The sequence below is a fragment of the Pseudomonas sp. NyZ480 genome, assembly GCF_029537255.1.
Taxonomy (GTDB): Bacteria; Pseudomonadota; Gammaproteobacteria; order Pseudomonadales; family Pseudomonadaceae; genus Aquipseudomonas; species Aquipseudomonas taiwanensis.
Window position 1 is genome coordinate 830,111 of sequence record NZ_CP120626.1, and the last position, 15,398, is coordinate 845,508.

At 63.0% G+C, this 15,398-nt stretch carries 16 protein-coding genes; 6 read left to right on the forward strand and 10 right to left on the reverse strand.

What is annotated here, in order from left to right:
- Positions 1–58: 58 nt before the first annotated feature.
- Genes P3R38_RS03685 through P3R38_RS03695 form a run of 3 tightly spaced genes read left to right on the forward strand, consistent with a single transcriptional unit; the run spans position 59 to position 2,388 of the window.
- A complete protein-coding gene (locus P3R38_RS03685; protein WP_277686834.1) occupies positions 59–625 on the forward strand; it encodes a YfiR family protein in 567 nt (188 codons plus the stop codon).
- Positions 622–1,863 (forward strand): diguanylate cyclase, encoded by a 1,242-nt coding sequence (locus P3R38_RS03690; protein ID WP_023378670.1) that lies wholly within the window; start codon positions 622–624, stop codon positions 1,861–1,863. The genes P3R38_RS03685 and P3R38_RS03690 overlap by 4 nt, the downstream gene beginning before the upstream one ends.
- Before the next feature lie 33 nt (positions 1,864–1,896).
- On the forward strand, positions 1,897–2,388 hold the full coding sequence (locus P3R38_RS03695; protein ID WP_104882173.1) for an OmpA family protein: 492 nt from the start codon (positions 1,897–1,899) through the stop codon (positions 2,386–2,388).
- A gap of 59 nt (positions 2,389–2,447) precedes the next feature.
- Here P3R38_RS03695 and P3R38_RS03700 read toward each other — a convergent pair whose 3' ends face one another.
- On the reverse strand, positions 2,448–3,398 hold the full coding sequence (locus tag P3R38_RS03700) for a LysR family transcriptional regulator (protein ID WP_277686835.1): 951 nt from the start codon (positions 3,396–3,398) through the stop codon (positions 2,448–2,450).
- Positions 3,399–3,538: 140 nt separating this feature from the next.
- Between P3R38_RS03700 and P3R38_RS03705 the strand changes: the two genes are divergently transcribed.
- Both P3R38_RS03705 and mmsB read left to right on the forward strand, forming a co-directional pair.
- Entirely contained in the window at positions 3,539–5,065 is a 1,527-nt protein-coding gene (locus tag P3R38_RS03705) for a CoA-acylating methylmalonate-semialdehyde dehydrogenase (protein ID WP_023378674.1), read from the forward strand.
- A 10-nt stretch (positions 5,066–5,075) separates the two neighbouring features.
- Positions 5,076–5,966, forward strand: coding sequence for a 3-hydroxyisobutyrate dehydrogenase (gene mmsB / locus P3R38_RS03710; protein WP_023378675.1), 891 nt, complete (start codon positions 5,076–5,078; stop codon positions 5,964–5,966).
- Positions 5,967–6,937: 971 nt separating this feature from the next.
- Here mmsB and P3R38_RS03715 read toward each other — a convergent pair.
- The 8 genes from P3R38_RS03715 to P3R38_RS03750 form a co-directional block, all read right to left on the reverse strand.
- Positions 6,938–7,282 (reverse strand): cupin domain-containing protein, encoded by a 345-nt coding sequence (locus tag P3R38_RS03715; RefSeq protein ID WP_003258412.1) that lies wholly within the window; start codon positions 7,280–7,282, stop codon positions 6,938–6,940.
- Positions 7,283–7,408: 126 nt separating this feature from the next.
- Positions 7,409–8,341 carry a phosphatidate cytidylyltransferase gene (locus P3R38_RS03720; protein WP_277686836.1) on the reverse strand — a complete coding sequence of 311 codons (933 nt, stop codon included), beginning with the start codon at positions 8,339–8,341 and terminating at the stop codon, positions 7,409–7,411.
- Between the two features lies 1 nt (position 8,342).
- Positions 8,343–8,966, reverse strand: coding sequence for a lysophospholipid acyltransferase family protein (locus P3R38_RS03725; RefSeq protein ID WP_027908032.1), 624 nt, complete (start codon positions 8,964–8,966; stop codon positions 8,343–8,345).
- Between the two features lie 10 nt (positions 8,967–8,976).
- On the reverse strand, positions 8,977–9,408 hold the full coding sequence (locus tag P3R38_RS03730; RefSeq protein WP_023378679.1) for a hypothetical protein: 432 nt from the start codon (positions 9,406–9,408) through the stop codon (positions 8,977–8,979).
- Complete coding sequence (locus tag P3R38_RS03735; RefSeq protein WP_041925435.1) at positions 9,405–10,718, reverse strand: phosphatase PAP2/dual specificity phosphatase family protein; 1,314 nt, start codon at positions 10,716–10,718, stop codon at positions 9,405–9,407. The genes P3R38_RS03730 and P3R38_RS03735 overlap by 4 nt, the downstream gene beginning before the upstream one ends.
- A complete protein-coding gene (locus P3R38_RS03740; protein WP_277686837.1) occupies positions 10,715–12,472 on the reverse strand; it encodes a bifunctional alpha/beta hydrolase/class I SAM-dependent methyltransferase in 1,758 nt (585 codons plus the stop codon). Before P3R38_RS03740 ends, P3R38_RS03735 begins: the two co-directional genes overlap by 4 nt.
- 30 nt (positions 12,473–12,502) lie before the next feature.
- Complete coding sequence (locus P3R38_RS03745) at positions 12,503–13,108, reverse strand: CDP-alcohol phosphatidyltransferase family protein (RefSeq protein ID WP_277687194.1); 606 nt, start codon at positions 13,106–13,108, stop codon at positions 12,503–12,505.
- A gap of 195 nt (positions 13,109–13,303) precedes the next feature.
- The gene (locus P3R38_RS03750; RefSeq protein WP_023378683.1) at positions 13,304–14,221 is read right to left on the reverse strand and encodes a LysR family transcriptional regulator; all 918 of its coding nucleotides are present in this window, start codon (positions 14,219–14,221) and stop codon (positions 13,304–13,306) included.
- Positions 14,222–14,298: 77 nt separating this feature from the next.
- On the opposite strand from P3R38_RS03750, the gene P3R38_RS03755 reads away from it, so the two are divergent.
- Positions 14,299–15,063, forward strand: a complete 765-nt coding sequence (locus tag P3R38_RS03755; RefSeq protein ID WP_186598934.1) for a sulfite exporter TauE/SafE family protein — start codon at positions 14,299–14,301, stop codon at positions 15,061–15,063.
- Here the strand turns inward: P3R38_RS03755 and P3R38_RS03760 are convergent.
- Complete coding sequence (locus P3R38_RS03760; protein ID WP_023378686.1) at positions 15,053–15,367, reverse strand: putative quinol monooxygenase; 315 nt, start codon at positions 15,365–15,367, stop codon at positions 15,053–15,055. The genes P3R38_RS03755 and P3R38_RS03760 overlap by 11 nt on opposite strands.
- Positions 15,368–15,398 lie beyond the last annotated feature (31 nt).

Here is a 15,398-nt window from a genome sequence, read left to right on the forward strand (position 1 = left end):
GGGCGGCGTTATGCTATCGTTGCGAAATAATTTGAAAGGGATGTGAGAGATTTCCCACATGACAGGGGCTGGGGGACGGTTGTCGCGCTGCGCGCTTTCGCTGCTTCTGGCTGCTCTGTCGCTATTGGCAGGCCCTGTGCGCGCCGACGTCACGGCGACGGCCGAGCAGGCGCAACAGCGGGCCAAGGCCGTCACTCAGGTAGTGCTGGGGATCTTCAGCTATGCCCGTTGGCCGGTGCCACCTTCGCCGTTGCGCTTGTGCCTGGTCGGGCCTACCGAATATGCCGACGACCTGATCAAAGGCAATGTCCAGAACGCCGGCCAGCCGCTTCAGGTGCGCCGCCTGTTGGCCGACGATGCCCAGCTCGCCCAGTCCTGCGATGCGCTGTACATCGGCAGGCTTGACCCCGGCCAGCGTGACCGCCTCTTCCAGTCGGTCAGCGGCCACCCGGTGTTGAGCATCAGCGAGGCTGACGACCCCTGCACGGTGGGCAGCCTGTTTTGCCTGCGGGTCACTGACCAGCAGGTCGCCTTCGAGGTGAACCTCGACTCCGTGGCGCGCTCAGGCGTTCGTATTCACCCTAGCGTGCTGCAATTGTCGCGGCGTCGAGCGGTGCAGCCATGAAGCCTGGCAAGCAGCGTAATGCACGCCCGACCCTGCGCTCGGTGCTGAGCCGTGGCCACCTCAGCGTGGCGTTGCTGGCAGTGGGGCTGGCCGGTATATCCCTGACCCTGCTCGGGGTGCTTGCCCTGCAAGCTTATGCCAATCACAACCTGCACTTGATTGCCCGCTCGATCAACTACACCGTCGAAGCCGCCGTGGTGTTCGACGACAGTGCCGCGGCCAATGAGGCGTTGGCGCTGATCGCCAGCACCGAAGAGGTGGCCGAGGCCAAAGTCTTCAACAACGATGGCGATCAGCTTGCGCACTGGCAACGCCGCGATGACAGCATGCTTGCCCATCTGGAAGCCCGGGTGGCAACTGCCTTGCTGGACGAACCGATCAACCTGCCGATTTTTCATCAGCAGCAGAAGGTGGGGCATATGGAGCTGGTTGGCCAGGGCCGCAGCCTGTTGTTATTCCTGCTCAGCGGATTGGGCGGCATTCTGTGCTGCACTCTGTTGAGCGCGGTGGTTGCCCTTTACCTGTCGCAACGCATGCTGGGCGACATTGTCCGCCCGCTGCGCGGCCTGGCCAGCGTCGCCCATGCCGCGCGCCGTGAGCGCAGTTTCGACCGTCGCGTGCCGGAAGCACCCATTGCCGAGCTCAACGAACTGGGTAACGACTTCAATGCCTTGCTCGATGAACTGGAGGTCTGGCACAGCCACCTGCAGAACGAGAACCAGACCCTGGCCCATCAAGCCAGCCACGACAGCCTCACCGGCTTGCCCAACCGCGCGTTCTTCGAAGGCCGTCTGAACCGCACGGTGCGCAATGCGGCCCGTCAGGGCGATCACCTGGCACTGTTGTTCCTCGATAGCGACCATTTCAAGCAGATCAACGACAGCCTCGGCCATGCCGTGGGCGACGAAGTGCTGATCTGTGTTGCCGAGCGCGTTCGCGCCCAGTTGCGCGAACACGACTTGGTGGCGCGCCTTGGCGGTGATGAATTCGCCGTGATCCTGACACCGATGCAGTCGCGCGAAGATGCCGAGCGCATTGCCGAGAAGATCGTTGCCAGCATGAAGCTGCCCATCCAACTGGACAGCGGCAGCAGCATCAGCACGTCGGTGAGCGTGGGCATCGCTTACTACCCGCAAGATGGCACCGACCCTGCCAGCCTCCTCAATGCCGCCGATGCGGCGATGTACCAGGCCAAGCGCAGGCGTCGGGGTCATTGGCAAGCGGCGCAGACGGAGTAGTCCGCCGTAGAAATAAAAAACAGGAGTTGAACCGTGATACTGCGTTTACGTTTTCCCCTCGTTGCGTTGTTGCTGGCCCTGCTGGCGCTGGGTGGTTGCCAGAGTGCGCCACCCAAAGGACTGAGTGCCGAACAGATCGCTGTCCTCAAGCGTGAAGGGTTTGCTCCGACGGAGGAGGGTTGGGCTTATGACCTGTCGGGCAAGGTGCTGTTCGGCAGCGACCTGGACAGCCTCAACGGCCAGAGCGAGGCGATAGTCGAGCGGATCGGCAAGGCGTTGTTGAGCGTGGGTATCCAAGGTGTGCGGGTCGACGGTCATGCCGATGCCTCGGGCAAGGCTGCCTACAACCAACAGCTTTCCGAGCGCCGGGCACAGAGTGTGGCCAGGGCTCTGATTGGCATCGGCATGCCGGCACAGAACATTCAGACCCGAGGTCTGGGCAGCAGTCAGCCGGTTGCAGACAACCGCAGCAGCGCTGGGCGCATGGAAAATCGCCGTGTGTCGATCGTGGTGGCGTCGTACTGAATCTTGCGCGATCACGGTAGAAGCCAACACGCCGGCTCCTACCGTGGCCTTGTGGCCTCTCAGGCCTGAACGAACCGCATCTTGCGCGTTTCACCCATCAACAGCGGTGCATTCGCCTCGGTCACCTCACGTATGTAATCCCACAGCAAGGTAATCCGCTTCAACTTGCGCAAGTCCTCCCGGCAATACATCCAGAACTGCCGCGTCACTTCGATCTCCTCCGGCAGCACCGTCAACAGCCGCGGATCCTGCGCCGCCAGGAAGCACGGCAGAATCGCCAGTCCTCGACCCTGCAGCGCGGCGGTGAACTGGGCGATCACGCTGGTGCTGCGCAGGTGCGCACTGGCATTGGGAATCAGGTTGGCCAGGTACAGCAGCTCCGAGCTGAACGCCAGGTCATCCACATAGCTGATGAACGGATGCTCGACCAGATCGCTCACCTGGCGAATCGGCGCGTGGCTGTCCAGGTACTCCTGGGTGGCATACAACCGCAGGCGGTAGTCGCACAGCTTGCAGCACACGTACGGCCCATGCTCCGGACGTTCCAGGGCAATCACGATGTCCGCCTCGCGCTTGGACAGGCTGATGAAGTGCGGCAGCGGCAGGATATCCACCGAAATGGCCGGCCAGGCATCGACGAAATGGCTCAATTGCGGGGTGACGAAGAAGCTGCCGAAACCCTCGGTGCAGCCCATGCGTACGTGCCCCGACAACGCTACCCCAGAACCGGAAACCTGTTCGCAGGCCATGTGCAGGGTGCTTTCGATCGACTCGGCATAGCCCAGCAAGCGCTGGCCCTCGGCCGTGAGCACGAAGCCGTTGGTGCGTGATTTTTCGAACAGCAAGGTGCCCAGGGCGCCCTCCAGCGAGCTGATGCGCCGCGATACCGTGGTGTAGTCGACGCTCAGGCGCTTGGCGGCGCTGCTGGCCTTGCGGGTGCGTGCCACTTCGAGGAAGAACTTGAGATCGTCCCAGTTCAGCGCGCTCAATGAGGTGAGGTCTTTTTGCATGATGATCCGGTTTTTTTGTGCGTTCTTGTTGGATGTTTGCACATCTATACTCGAAAAAAGCCCCAAGACCCAAGCGCCACCTCGCGTTTGCCCCCGGCGCTGGCGATCTCGTCCTGACAATAATTCCAAGGAGAACGCAGATGAACGCACCGCAATCCCCCGACCAGACCAAGGTCGAACAGGTCAAGCTGCTGATCGATGGCCAATGGGTCGAATCGAAGACCAGCGAATGGCGTGACATCGTCAACCCGGCCACCCAGCAGGTGTTGGCGCGAGTTCCCTTCGCCACTGTCGAGGAAGTGGATGCTGCTGTGGCCGCCGCCCAGCGCGCCTTCCTGACCTGGCGCGACACCCCGATCGGCGCACGCATGCGCATCATGCTCAAGCTGCAGGCGTTGATCCGCGAGCACACCAAGCGCATCGCCCAGACCCTCAGCGCCGAGCAGGGCAAGACCCTGGCCGATGCCGAAGGCGATATCTTCCGTGGCCTTGAAGTGGTCGAGCACGCAGCGTCCATCGGTACCCTGCAGATGGGCGAGTTCGCCGAGAACGTCGCCGGTGGTGTCGACACCTACACCCTGCGCCAGCCCATCGGCGTGTGTGCAGGCATCACCCCGTTCAACTTCCCGGCGATGATCCCGCTGTGGATGTTCCCCATGGCCATCGTTTGCGGCAACACCTTCGTTCTCAAGCCATCCGAGCAGGACCCGCTGTCGACCATGATGCTGGTCGAGCTGGCGCTGGAAGCCGGCGTGCCAGCGGGCGTTCTGAACGTGGTCCATGGTGGCAAGCAAGTGGTCGATGCGATCTGTACCCACAAGGACATCAAGGCCATCTCCTTCGTCGGCTCCACCGAAGTCGGCACCCACGTCTACAACCTGGGCAGCCAGCACGGTAAGCGCGTGCAGTCGATGATGGGCGCCAAGAACCATGCCGTGGTGCTGCCCGATGCCAACCGCACGCAAACCGTCAATGCTCTGGTCGGCGCCGCTTTCGGCGCAGCCGGCCAGCGCTGCATGGCCACGTCGGTGGCGGTGCTGGTGGGCAAGGCCCGTGAGTGGCTGCCGGATATCAAGGCGGCGGCGAGCAAGCTCAAGGTCAATGCTGGTTGTGAACCAGGCACCGATGTGGGCCCGGTGGTATCCAAGCGCGCCAAGGAGCGTGTTCTGGGCTTGATCGAAAGCGGTATCAAGGAAGGCGCCAAGCTTGAACTGGATGGGCGCGATGTGAAGGTCCCAGGCTACGAGCAGGGCAACTTCGTTGGCCCGACCCTGTTCTCTGGGGTGAAAACCGACATGCAGATCTACACCCAGGAGATCTTCGGCCCGGTGCTGGTGACCCTGGAAGTCGACACCCTCGATGAAGCCATCGCCCTGGTCAACGCCAACCCGTTCGGCAACGGCACCGGCCTGTTCACCCAGAGTGGCGCGGCGGCGCGCAAGTTCCAGAGCGAGATCGACATCGGCCAGGTCGGTATCAACATCCCGATCCCAGTGCCGGTTCCGTTCTTCAGCTTCACCGGTTCGCGCGGCTCGAAGCTGGGCGACCTGGGCCCGTACGGCAAGCAAGTGGTGCAGTTCTACACTCAGACCAAGACCGTCACCGCCCGCTGGTTCGATGACGACAGCGTCAATGACGGTGTGAACACCACCATCAGCCTGCGCTAAGGAGATTGCCATGCGTATCGCATTCATCGGCCTGGGCAACATGGGTGCCCCCATGGCCCGCAACTTGATCAAGGCCGGGCACTCGTTGAACCTGTTCGACCTGAACAAGACCGTGTTGGCCGAGCTTGCCGAGCTCGGGGGGCAGGTCAGCGCCTCGCCCAAGGACGCGGCTGCTGGCAGCGAACTGGTCATCACCATGTTGCCGGCTGCGGCCCATGTGCGCGCCGTGTACCTCAACGAAGAAGATGGCGTACTGGCGGGCATCCGCCCCGGTACGCCGACGGTGGATTGCAGCACCATCGACCCGCAGACCGCCCGCGATGTATCCAAGGCCGCCGCGGCCAAGGGGGTGGACATGGGCGATGCTCCGGTGTCTGGCGGCACCGGCGGCGCGGCGGCTGGCACATTGACGTTCATGGTCGGCGCCAGTGCCGAGCTGTTCGCCACCCTCAAGCCAGTGCTGGAGCAGATGGGCCGCAACATCGTGCATTGCGGTGAGGTCGGGACCGGGCAGATCGCCAAGATCTGCAACAACCTGCTGCTGGGCATCTCCATGATCGGAGTATCCGAAGCCATGGCCCTGGGCAATGCGCTGGGCATCGATACCAAGGTGCTGGCCGGCATCATCAATAGCTCGACCGGGCGTTGCTGGAGTTCCGACACCTACAACCCATGGCCGGGCGTCATCGAGACCGCCCCGGCGTCACGGGGCTACACCGGAGGTTTTGGTGCCGAGTTGATGCTCAAGGACCTGGGGTTGGCCACTGAGGCTGCGCGGCAGGCGCACCAACCGGTGATTCTCGGCGCCGTCGCCCAGCAGTTGTACCAGGCGATGAGCCTGCGGGGGGACGGTGGCAAGGACTTCTCGGCGATTGTCGAGGGGTATCGCAAGAAGGATTGACGAGCGAGGCTTGATCGCGGGTTGGGTGCTTTTCCCTCTGTAACTGCGCACCAGAAGGAGGGACACCTGGCCCGCGATTTTTTTTGCCTGTCGTAAGGTTTTTGGCGTTTGCAAGATTGAGCGCCGCCCGCGCGGCGCATCGCGAGCAAGGCTCGCTCCTACGCGTGGCGAGGGGTATCGCCAGAAGGATTGACGAGCGAGGCTTGATCGCGGGTTGGGTGCTTCTCCCTCTGTAACTGCGCACCAGAGGGAGGGGCACCTGGCCCGCGATTTTTTTTGCCTGTTGTAAGGTTTTTGCGTTTGCAAGATCGAGCGCCGTCCGCGCGGCGCATCGCGAGCAAGGCTCGCTCCTACGCGTGGCGAGGGGTATCGCAAGAAGGATTGACGAGCGAGGCTTGAGCGCGGGTTGGGTGCTTCTCCCTCTGTAACTGCGCACCAGAGGGAGGGGCACCTGGCCCGCGATTTTTTTTGCCTGTCGTAAGGTTTTTGGCGTTTGCAAGATCGAGCGCCGCCCGCGCGGCGCATCGCGAGCAAGGCTCGCTCCTACGCGTGGCGAGGGGTATCGCCAGAAGGATTGACGAGCGAGGCTTGATCGCGGGTTGGGTGCTTTTCCCTCTGTAACTGCGCACCAGAAGGAGGGACACCTGGCCCGCGATTTTTTTTGCCTGTCGTAAGGTTTTTGGCGTTTGCAAGATCGAGCGCCGCCCGCGCGGCGCATCGCGAGCAAGGCTCGCTCCTACGTTTGTTTACGGCCAATAACGCCTGTGACAGACGCGCGCGACCGCCTTGTTTGTACGGCGCGATATCGAGCCATGCGCCAACGCGTTCGCGCACGAATCTCGCAGGAATAATTGGCCCGAAACAAACGTGGGAGCGAGCCTTGCTCGCGATGCGCCGCGCGGGCGGCGCTCGATATACGCATCACCGCTAAACCATGACAGCCACCTAGCATCCCCAACCCATATCAAGAATCAGGCGAAGACGAAATACTTGCGCACGGTCTCGACCACTTCCCAGGTGCCCTTCATTCCCGGTTCGATCACGAACACATCACCGGCTTTGAGGTGCTTGGGCTCTTCACCTTCCGGGGTGATGATGCAATAGCCATCGAGGAAGTGGCAGAACTCCCACTTTTCGTAATTCACCTCGAACTTGCCTGGCGTGCAGATCCAGGTACCCATGATCTTGCTGCCGTCGGCAGACAAGTAGGCGTTGAGGTTGACGGTGTGCGGATCGCCGCCGATGCGCTTCCACTTGGTGGCGTCCACGACCGGCGTCGGGCAGGTCTCGCGCAGGACGGTGATGAAATCGGACATGGCACAACTCCTGGTGACTGGCTGAATGACGTATCACCATAGGGCCATTGGCCGAGCGCCAGTTGCCTGGGCTCGACGTCCAGCTGCCTGACCGCGCTATGCCGTCGACCCGTGCAGCGCCACGGCTCACGCCCACCAGTAGCGCACAAAGTGAAAGAACACCGGCGCAGCGAAGCACACTGAATCCATCCGATCGAGCATGCCTCCGTGGCCCTCGATCATGTGCCCCCAGTCCTTGACCCCACGGTCGCGTTTGATCGCCGACATCACCAGCCCACCGAAAAAGCCCATGGCATTGACCGTCAAGGCCATCAATGCAGCCTGCCAGAAGCTGAACGGGGTGATCCAGCACAGTAGGGCGCCGACCAAGGTCGCCAGTGCCACACCGCCGGCCAGGCCTTCGATGGTCTTCGACGGTGACAGGTTGGGCGCCACCTTGTGCTTGCCGAACAACTTGCCGCACACGTACTGCAGCACGTCGCTGATCTGCACCACCAGAATCAGCCAGGCGATCAACAACAGGTTGCGGCCTTCGTAACCGGGTATATCGAGGGTCAGCAGGGCGGGTACCGAAGACAGGCAGTAAACCGCGATCATCAGGCCCCACTGTACCTTCGAGGCCCGTTCCAGAAAGCGCGTGGTGTCACCGCCGAAGCTGGCCAGAATCGGCAACAGCAGGAACAGGTACACCGGGATGAAGATGCTGAACAACCCGTACCAGTCCATGGCAATCAGCAAATATTGCACCGGCAGCGCCACGTAGAAGGCGGCCACGAGCGCCGGGTAGTCGCTGCGTCGGGTCGGGGTGAGGGTCATGAACTCGCGCAAGGCGTAGAACGAAACGCCGTAGAACAACACGATCACACCGTACTTGCCGAACAGGAAGGCGATGCCGATCACCACTACCATCACCCACCAGGCATTGATGCGGGCGTTGAGGTTGTCGATTACCGCATGAGGGGCAGGGCCTGCACGCCATTTGAGCAAGCGACCGATCACACTGGCGAGCAATAGGAGCGCGCCAATACCGGCGAACAGCAGAAGGGTGTTGTCGTCCATGTCAGGCATCCTTTGGTGCCAGATTCAGCAGGGCCTGACTGGCCCGCTCTAGAAAGTCCTGCTTGCCCTCGTCGGCCTGCAGGTGAATGGGCTCACCAAAACTCAAGGTGCACAACAGCGGCAACGGTAGGGCCCGGCCCTTGGGCATCACACGGTTGAGGTTGGCGATCCAGACGGGCACCAATTGCATGCCGGGATTGGCGGCGGCCAAATGGAACAATCCACTTTTGAAGGGCATCAGCGGCTCATCGCCCAGGTTGCGGGTGCCCTCCGGGAAGAAGATCAGGGAATCGCCCTGGGCCAGGGCGTCGAAGATCGGTTGCAGTGGGTTGCCCTGGCCTTCGACCCGGTGCCGGTCGATCAGCACCCCGTTGAACACTTTGCGGATCAGAAAGTCGCGCAGCCCAGGCTTGGCCCAGTAATCGGCGCCTGCCACGGGCCGGGTATGCCTGCGCAGCGGCGCAGGCAGTGAGGCCCAGATCAGCACGAAATCGCCGTGGCTGCTGTGGTTGGCGAAATACAGGCGTTGCACCGGTTGCGGTGCGCAGCCTAGCCACAGGGCGCGGGCGCCGGTGATCAGGCGCGCTGCGCTGGTGATGATGAAGGCAGTCAGGGCGGCAAGCATGGCTCGGTGATCATCCAATGAAAGGCACTGTCAGCAGGGTAGCCAACGTCAGCAGCGCCTGCAGGCCAAGGCACAGGGTCTGACGGCGCAACAGCGCCAGTGCCGCCTGGCTTCGGGCAGACCAGTCGCGGGCGTCTTCGGGCTGGGTTTTCAAATGCAGGTCGAACAGGGCATGGTCCAGAGCCTGGGTATCGGCCGCCAAATCGGTGCTGGCGCCAAGTCGGGCGAACAGGTCGGCGTCCAGCGCGACACGTACCGCCCAGTATTTGTGCAACACACCGAGGGCGAGCAGGGCAGCGCACAGCAGGCTGGCCGATGGCGTCAGCGCTGCACCCAGCAGCGGCGCCAGGCCATAGGCCAAGGCCAGCAGGCTGATGCCATCGGACAGACGCTCCAGCTGCGCGCCACGACCGAGCAGGCTGGCCACCACCATCAGCTTCATGGCGGGCTGCCCAGCCGTTGCAGCGCCAGGCGATGGGCGGGCGACAGCACCACGCCCTGGCGAGCCTTGCGGATCAGTACCTGTGCCTGGGCGATGTCGCTGCATCGACCAGTCAATAGCAGCCAGGCGGCGACCGCGCTGGCACTGCGCGAGTAGCCCAACGCGCAGCAGACCAGCAAAGGGCCTTGGTGGCGCGACCGCTCGATCGCCGCGGCGGCTTGCTGCAGCAACTGGCTGTTCGGCGCGATCAGGTCGAGCGTGGCCAGCACGTGGTAATCGACCCCCTGGGTCATCGGGCAAGGCAGTTCCGCACAGAGGTCGACGATTGCGGCATAGCTCGAAGCTTCAACTTGGCCTGGAATACGCCCCAGGAAAACCCCGTCGCAGACTGCGTCGGCATTGGGGTGACGCCATGTCCACAGTCGCGAATTGATCCATGCCGCCAGCGTGTAGGGGGCAAGCAGCGCGCTGGCGGCAATCGACAAGCGTCCGTCATCACCTTTCTGAAAACCCTGTGCGCCCAGCGCCGCGTAGTTCAGCGCTACCAGCAGCAGCGCCACGGCCGGCCAAAGCAGCCATAACCCGGCACCACCCACCAGCAGCGCAATTACCACGCTGCCCATCGCCCCGGCCCCATAGCGCAGCGCCAGGCGCCAGCGATACGGTTCGCGAGCCAGGTGGGCATGCTGCCAGGGCAACTGGCCCTTAGGCGGCCAGAGCCAGAGGCAGGCGAATCCGGACAATGCTCCGGTGGGCAGGTCGATGAAGTGATGCTGCCAAGTGGTGAGCACGGACACCCCGATCAGCGCCATCCACCCATGCATGACCCAACGCCAGAGCGGGCGATGCAGATGCCGGGCGAACATCGACCAGATGATGACCAAGAGTGCGATGTGCAGCGAGGGGGCCTGGTTGAATGGCTTGTCGAACCCCATCAGCACCTCGAACAGCCAGCCGAACAGACCATCCATTGCCGGCCGTTCGAAGGTGAAACGCAGGGGCCAGAGCAGAAAGCAGCTGACACTGATCACCTGCGCGGTGAGCAGGGCCAGGGCATGGCGGTCCATTTCGCGGCGTGTACGCGGCAGCAGGAAGGACAGGCCATAAAGGAGGTCGATCGACCAGTACGGCAGGATGGTCCAGGGCCAGAGCGGTATGTGCCGTTCCCAGGCGAACACCAGGCTGCCGACATCGTCGCGGCCCTCGGTGTGACTGTTGGCCAGGCCATAGCTGAGGAAGAAGACTGGCCCGAGCAGCAACAGCCACAGCACGCCTCGCCGGATAAGCCCAGGCTCACGCATCGGCTTCACTCACGAACTCGCTGCGCCAGGCTCACGCTGAAGATGCCCCATTCATCGATGCGCTGGGCCAGCTTGCGAAAACCCGCGGCTTCCACCAGTTGGTCCATCTCTGCCTGGCTGCGTCGCCGCATCACCCAGGCCTCGCCACCACGATGGCTGGTAAGGGCGCGGGCGATCATCTCAAGCTGCGGGTGCCAGGGTTGGCCGGTGTAGACCAGGTAACCGCCATTCTCCACGGCCTCGGCAAGGCCAGCCAGCGAGTTGCCAACCAGGGTGTTGCTGGCGAACAGTTCATACAGGCCGGACACCACGGCCAGTGTCGGGCGTGGCTCCAGCGCAGCCAGGCCCTGGCGGTCGAATGCATCGGCTTGCACGAAGCGGGCGATGCTGGTCAAACCCTTTTCTGCGATCAGCGCGCTGCCTTGTTGCACGTTCAGTTCGCTGTAGTCGCGCAGCAGAATCGAGTCCGGCTGCCGATCATGTGCCTGCAAAGCTTCGAGAATGTAGCGGCCATGGCCTGCCGCGATATCGACGATATGCACGGGTCGCTGTTGCTCGCGCAGGCGATCGATGGCCAGTCGCAGCAATTCCTCGACGTGCAGCTTGCGTTGGCGGATGCCTCGCCAGCCTATGGCGTTCAGGTAGTTCTGGTCGATCAGACGGCCCAGTGACCCCTTGCCCGAGGGCTGGTTGCGGTAGACGTAGTCGAGTGTGCTGCCAGAGTCGAAGCCGGTGTCGAAGCCCAGCCTCACGCCTTCGGAGAAGCCCCTGCCCAGGCGCAGCCCTGCGCGGGTGGCGCGCCAGTAAAGCTCGCGGGGCGAGTTGCGGGGTAGCGGCGCGGCGAGGCTTTCGGCTTCGGCGCAGCTGGCGCCGGTCTTGTCCGCATCGAGCAAGCTGGGCGCTGCCACGGGGTTGTCGAAGCTGTGCTCGACGAAGCGCTCGATGCGCCTGAGTACATGGCCGCGGTCGCGTTCGCCCAGGGTGTCGTGGAAGAAGCCGGGAAGCACATGCATTTCCTTGCGCAGGCACCCAAGGCGCTCGAAGAAGCGCTCCTGCGGTGCGCGCTCGACCACCAGGTCGGCCCCCGACACCAGCAGTTGGGTCGGCACCTGGATCGCCTGGGCATCGGCGACCACGCGGTCGGCTGCCTCGTACAAGCCCAGCAGCATGGTTACCGAAATGGGCCGGCTGATCAGCGGGTCGGCGATGTACGACATGACCCGCTCCGGGTCGTGGGTCAGCAGGCGCGGCTTGACATAGCTGTTGACGAAGAAGTTGCCCCGCAGGGCCTTGAGCAACTTCAGGCCTGGGCGGGCGAAGGGCACGTACAGCTTCACCTTGAAGGCCGGCGAGGCAAGCACCAGGCAGCGCACCTTGGGGGCGTAGTCATGGGCCCAGGTGGCGATCAGAACCGCGCCGACGCTCTGGGCAAGCACCACGATGTCTGGCTCGGCAATACCGTGGCGCGCCTGGATGTGCTCGATGAAGGTCTGCACATCACGCACGCTGGTGGCAAACCCTGGGCTATCGCCGCGAGCACCGGGCGACTGGCCATGGCCACGCGCATCCCAGGCGAAGAAGTCGTAGCCAGGCATGTCCAGCTCGTCGGCCAGATGAGCCATGCGCCCGCCGTGCTCATGGCCTCGGTGGAACATCACCACCGCCCGTCTTGGCTGATGTTCGTTTCGGGTGGCGGGCCAATGACGGTAATGCAGTTCGACACCATCATGGGTAGGGAAATACAGCGATTGCGCTTGGCGCATGGCGAAGGTCCTTGTCCGGCGACACTAGGCTCAGCGGGTTTCTACCAGACCCTGGCGAACCCGGTTGTAGAGGGTATAGGGCGAGAGGGCGAGGATGACCAGCAGCAGGCCGTCGATCCACGCCGGGCTCAGGAGGTGGAACGCCACGCCCGCGCCCAGCAGGCCGAAGGCGAAGGCCCGGTCGCTTTTGCCCATGGGGCCGTCATAGCGCCGCGAAGCACCCACCAGCGGCCCCATGACCCCGGCGTATTCGCTGATCAGCGCACTGATCACCACCAGTACCACCAGCAGTGGCGTCACCCCAGGCAAGCATGCGAATGGCAGGTAGAGCGCGGTGTCCGCGATCACGTCGCACAGCTCGTTCAGGTAAGCCCCCAGTTTCGATTGCTGGCCGAATTCACGGGCCAGCATGCCATCGACCGCATTGAGCGCCATGCGCAGCAACATCCATATGGGGATCAGGATGAACAGCCATGTGACAGGGCTCAACCACGCCAACAGCAAACCCAGCAATACCGACACCAGTGCCGCTGCGACCGTGACCTGGTTGGCCGTGACGCCACGGCCGTGGAGACGGTCTACCGCAGGGCGCAACAGGGCCTGGAAGTGTGGTTTCAATTGGTAGATCGATAGCACATCAGGCTCCCATTGCAGTTCGGTATTGCAGGACGACTGGAGCAAGTGGCCTCGAGCCTGAGGGCTACGGCTCGATGAGCTGCCTCAGGTAGCCTCTTGCCAGAGCAATGGTAGTCAATGGTTGGAGGATCGCGGGTGGGTTCGTTGTGAAACGGCGCACTATGTGATCTTTCTGACGTATGAAGCAGACGAGTCCTACATCGGCTGCGTGAGGGGCCGCTTGTCACCTTTGGCGTGTAGCAAGCTGCTGACCAAGCCAGCCGTATAACCTGGCAGCGCGGCGAAGTCCCGCGCACAGAGCAGCAGTTGCCGCTTGGCCCAATCCTCCTGCAGTCTTCGCCAATGCAACGCGAGTGTCGCTTCCCAACGGCGTACCGAGGCCAGCGGCACGATGCCGATACCGGCGCCCCCGGCCACCATACGGATCAACCCATCGAAACCCTCCGCCCGTACCCGCACCTGCATGCGTCGCCCCTGTCGCAGCGCTTGTTCTTCAAGGTGCAGCGCCAATGCACTGCTCGCATCCAGGCCCACATGGCCATGGGCGAGGCTGGCGTTGAAACTGACATCTTCAAGGCTTGCCAGCGGGTGGTCAGGGGACATCACCAGCACCAATGGATCTTCGCGAAACGGGAGAGTCTGCAAATGATCACTGGGCACGGCGGTGGAGATGATGCCAAGGTCGGCCATGCCCTGGGTGATCGACTGGACGATGCGCAGGCTCGGCAGCTCTTGTACATCGATGCTGACGCCCGGTTGCTCGGCCAGGTAACCGGCCAGCAGCTCCGGCAGGTATTCGGTCAGTGCCGCCGTGTTGCACAGCAGGCGTACCTGGCCTTGCTGCCCCTGGGCATATTGCGCCAGGTCGAACTGCAACCGCTCGACCTGCTGCCCGATCATCCGGGCATGCTGCAACAGCGCCTGGCCAGCAGGCGTCGGCTGCACGCCCCGGCGATTACGGGCCAGCAGCGCAATCCCGAGCGAGCTCTCCATCGCACGGATACGCGCACTGGCCGCGGGCAGGGACAGGTGGCTGCGCTGGGCACCTGCCGTGATACTGCCGCACTCCAGCACATGCTGGAACAGGTTCAGGTCGATCAAGTCGAAGTGCATGTGCCTCTGTCCTGGCAAGAGTCAGGCTGAGTATATGGCAGATGTTCAAACCAGCGGATACTGCCCATCATGGGCGCATGAACACACTGATCGCTTTCTATCAAGACATAGGACCGGCGCTGTCGTTGCTGGTGGTGATGACCTTCCTGCTGGCCGGTACGGTCAAGGGTGTCATCGGCCTGGGCCTGCCGACCATCGCCATGGGGCTGTTGGGTCTGGCTATGACGCCGGCACAGGCTGCGGCGTTGTTGATCGTTCCGTCGACGTTGACCAACCTGTGGCAATTGGGTGCTGGCGGGCACCTGCTGGCGTTGTTGCGCCGTCTGGGCCCCCTGTTGCTGATGATCGTCGTTGGCACCCTGCTTGGCAGCGCCTGGTTGGGTATCGACAGCGGACCGTGGGCCGTTCATGCGCTGGGCGCAGCGTTGCTCGCCTACGCGCTGTACGGCCTGGTCGGCCGTGGTTTTCAGCTAACGCCAGCGCAGGAAAGATGGTTAGGCCCCCTGTGCGGACTGGTGACCGGTGTGGTGACGGCGGCAACCGGCGTGTTCGTGATGCCGGCGGTACCTTTTCTGCAGGGCCTTGGGCTGAACCGTGACGAAATGATCCAGGCCTTGGGCCTATCGTTCACGGTGTCTACGCTGGCCCTGGCCATTGGCCTGGCCAGGCAGGATGCCCTTGGCGGTCAAGGCTTGGGCGCATCGCTGCTGATGCTGGCGCCAGCATTGCTGGGCATGCTGGCCGGCCAGTGGTTGCGCCAACGCATCAGCGCGGTAGGGTTCAAGCGTTGCTTCTTCGTGGGCCTGGCCGCGTTGGGCGGCCACCTGCTGGTCAACGGCTAGCGGATGAAGGGCTGAGCATCTCGATGAGCTGGATATCGAAATCGCGCTCCAGGTAGTCCATGCGCTTTTCAAAGAATTCGCGCATGTGCGGCAAGGCCGAGTGCTCATCCAGGGCGGCCTTGCTGGCCCAGACTTCGTAGAACACGAACAGGGTCGGGTCTTGCTTGTCGCGCAGCATGTGGTATTCGACGCAGCCCGGTTCCTGGCGGCTCGGTTCTACGTACGCCCGGAACAGGGTTTCAAAGGCTTCGGACTTTTCAGGACGGGTTTTGGCCTTGAGGATGAAGGCGTGCTGCTCGCTCATGGGGGGGCCTCTAAGGTTGAATGACTGAAAC

What these genes read in the sequence shown, in the direction of transcription:
- P3R38_RS03705 (WP_023378674.1), top strand. Translation starts at nt 3,539, where the DNA reads ATGAACGCACCGCAATCCCCCGACCAGACCAAGGTCGAACAGGTCAAG.
- P3R38_RS03760 (WP_023378686.1), bottom strand. Translation starts at nt 15,367, where the DNA reads ATGAGCGAGCAGCACGCCTTCATCCTCAAGGCCAAAACCCGTCCTGAA.
- mmsB (WP_023378675.1), top strand. Translation starts at nt 5,076, where the DNA reads ATGCGTATCGCATTCATCGGCCTGGGCAACATGGGTGCCCCCATGGCC.
- P3R38_RS03740 (WP_277686837.1), bottom strand. Translation starts at nt 12,472, where the DNA reads ATGCGCCAAGCGCAATCGCTGTATTTCCCTACCCATGATGGTGTCGAA.
- P3R38_RS03755 (WP_186598934.1), top strand. Translation starts at nt 14,299, where the DNA reads ATGAACACACTGATCGCTTTCTATCAAGACATAGGACCGGCGCTGTCG.
- P3R38_RS03730 (WP_023378679.1), bottom strand. Translation starts at nt 9,408, where the DNA reads ATGAAGCTGATGGTGGTGGCCAGCCTGCTCGGTCGTGGCGCGCAGCTG.
- P3R38_RS03690 (WP_023378670.1), top strand. Translation starts at nt 622, where the DNA reads ATGAAGCCTGGCAAGCAGCGTAATGCACGCCCGACCCTGCGCTCGGTG.
- P3R38_RS03685 (WP_277686834.1), top strand. Translation starts at nt 59, where the DNA reads ATGACAGGGGCTGGGGGACGGTTGTCGCGCTGCGCGCTTTCGCTGCTT.
- P3R38_RS03750 (WP_023378683.1), bottom strand. Translation starts at nt 14,221, where the DNA reads ATGCACTTCGACTTGATCGACCTGAACCTGTTCCAGCATGTGCTGGAG.
- P3R38_RS03720 (WP_277686836.1), bottom strand. Translation starts at nt 8,341, where the DNA reads ATGGACGACAACACCCTTCTGCTGTTCGCCGGTATTGGCGCGCTCCTA.
- P3R38_RS03715 (WP_003258412.1), bottom strand. Translation starts at nt 7,282, where the DNA reads ATGTCCGATTTCATCACCGTCCTGCGCGAGACCTGCCCGACGCCGGTC.
- P3R38_RS03725 (WP_027908032.1), bottom strand. Translation starts at nt 8,966, where the DNA reads ATGCTTGCCGCCCTGACTGCCTTCATCATCACCAGCGCAGCGCGCCTG.
- P3R38_RS03700 (WP_277686835.1), bottom strand. Translation starts at nt 3,398, where the DNA reads ATGCAAAAAGACCTCACCTCATTGAGCGCGCTGAACTGGGACGATCTC.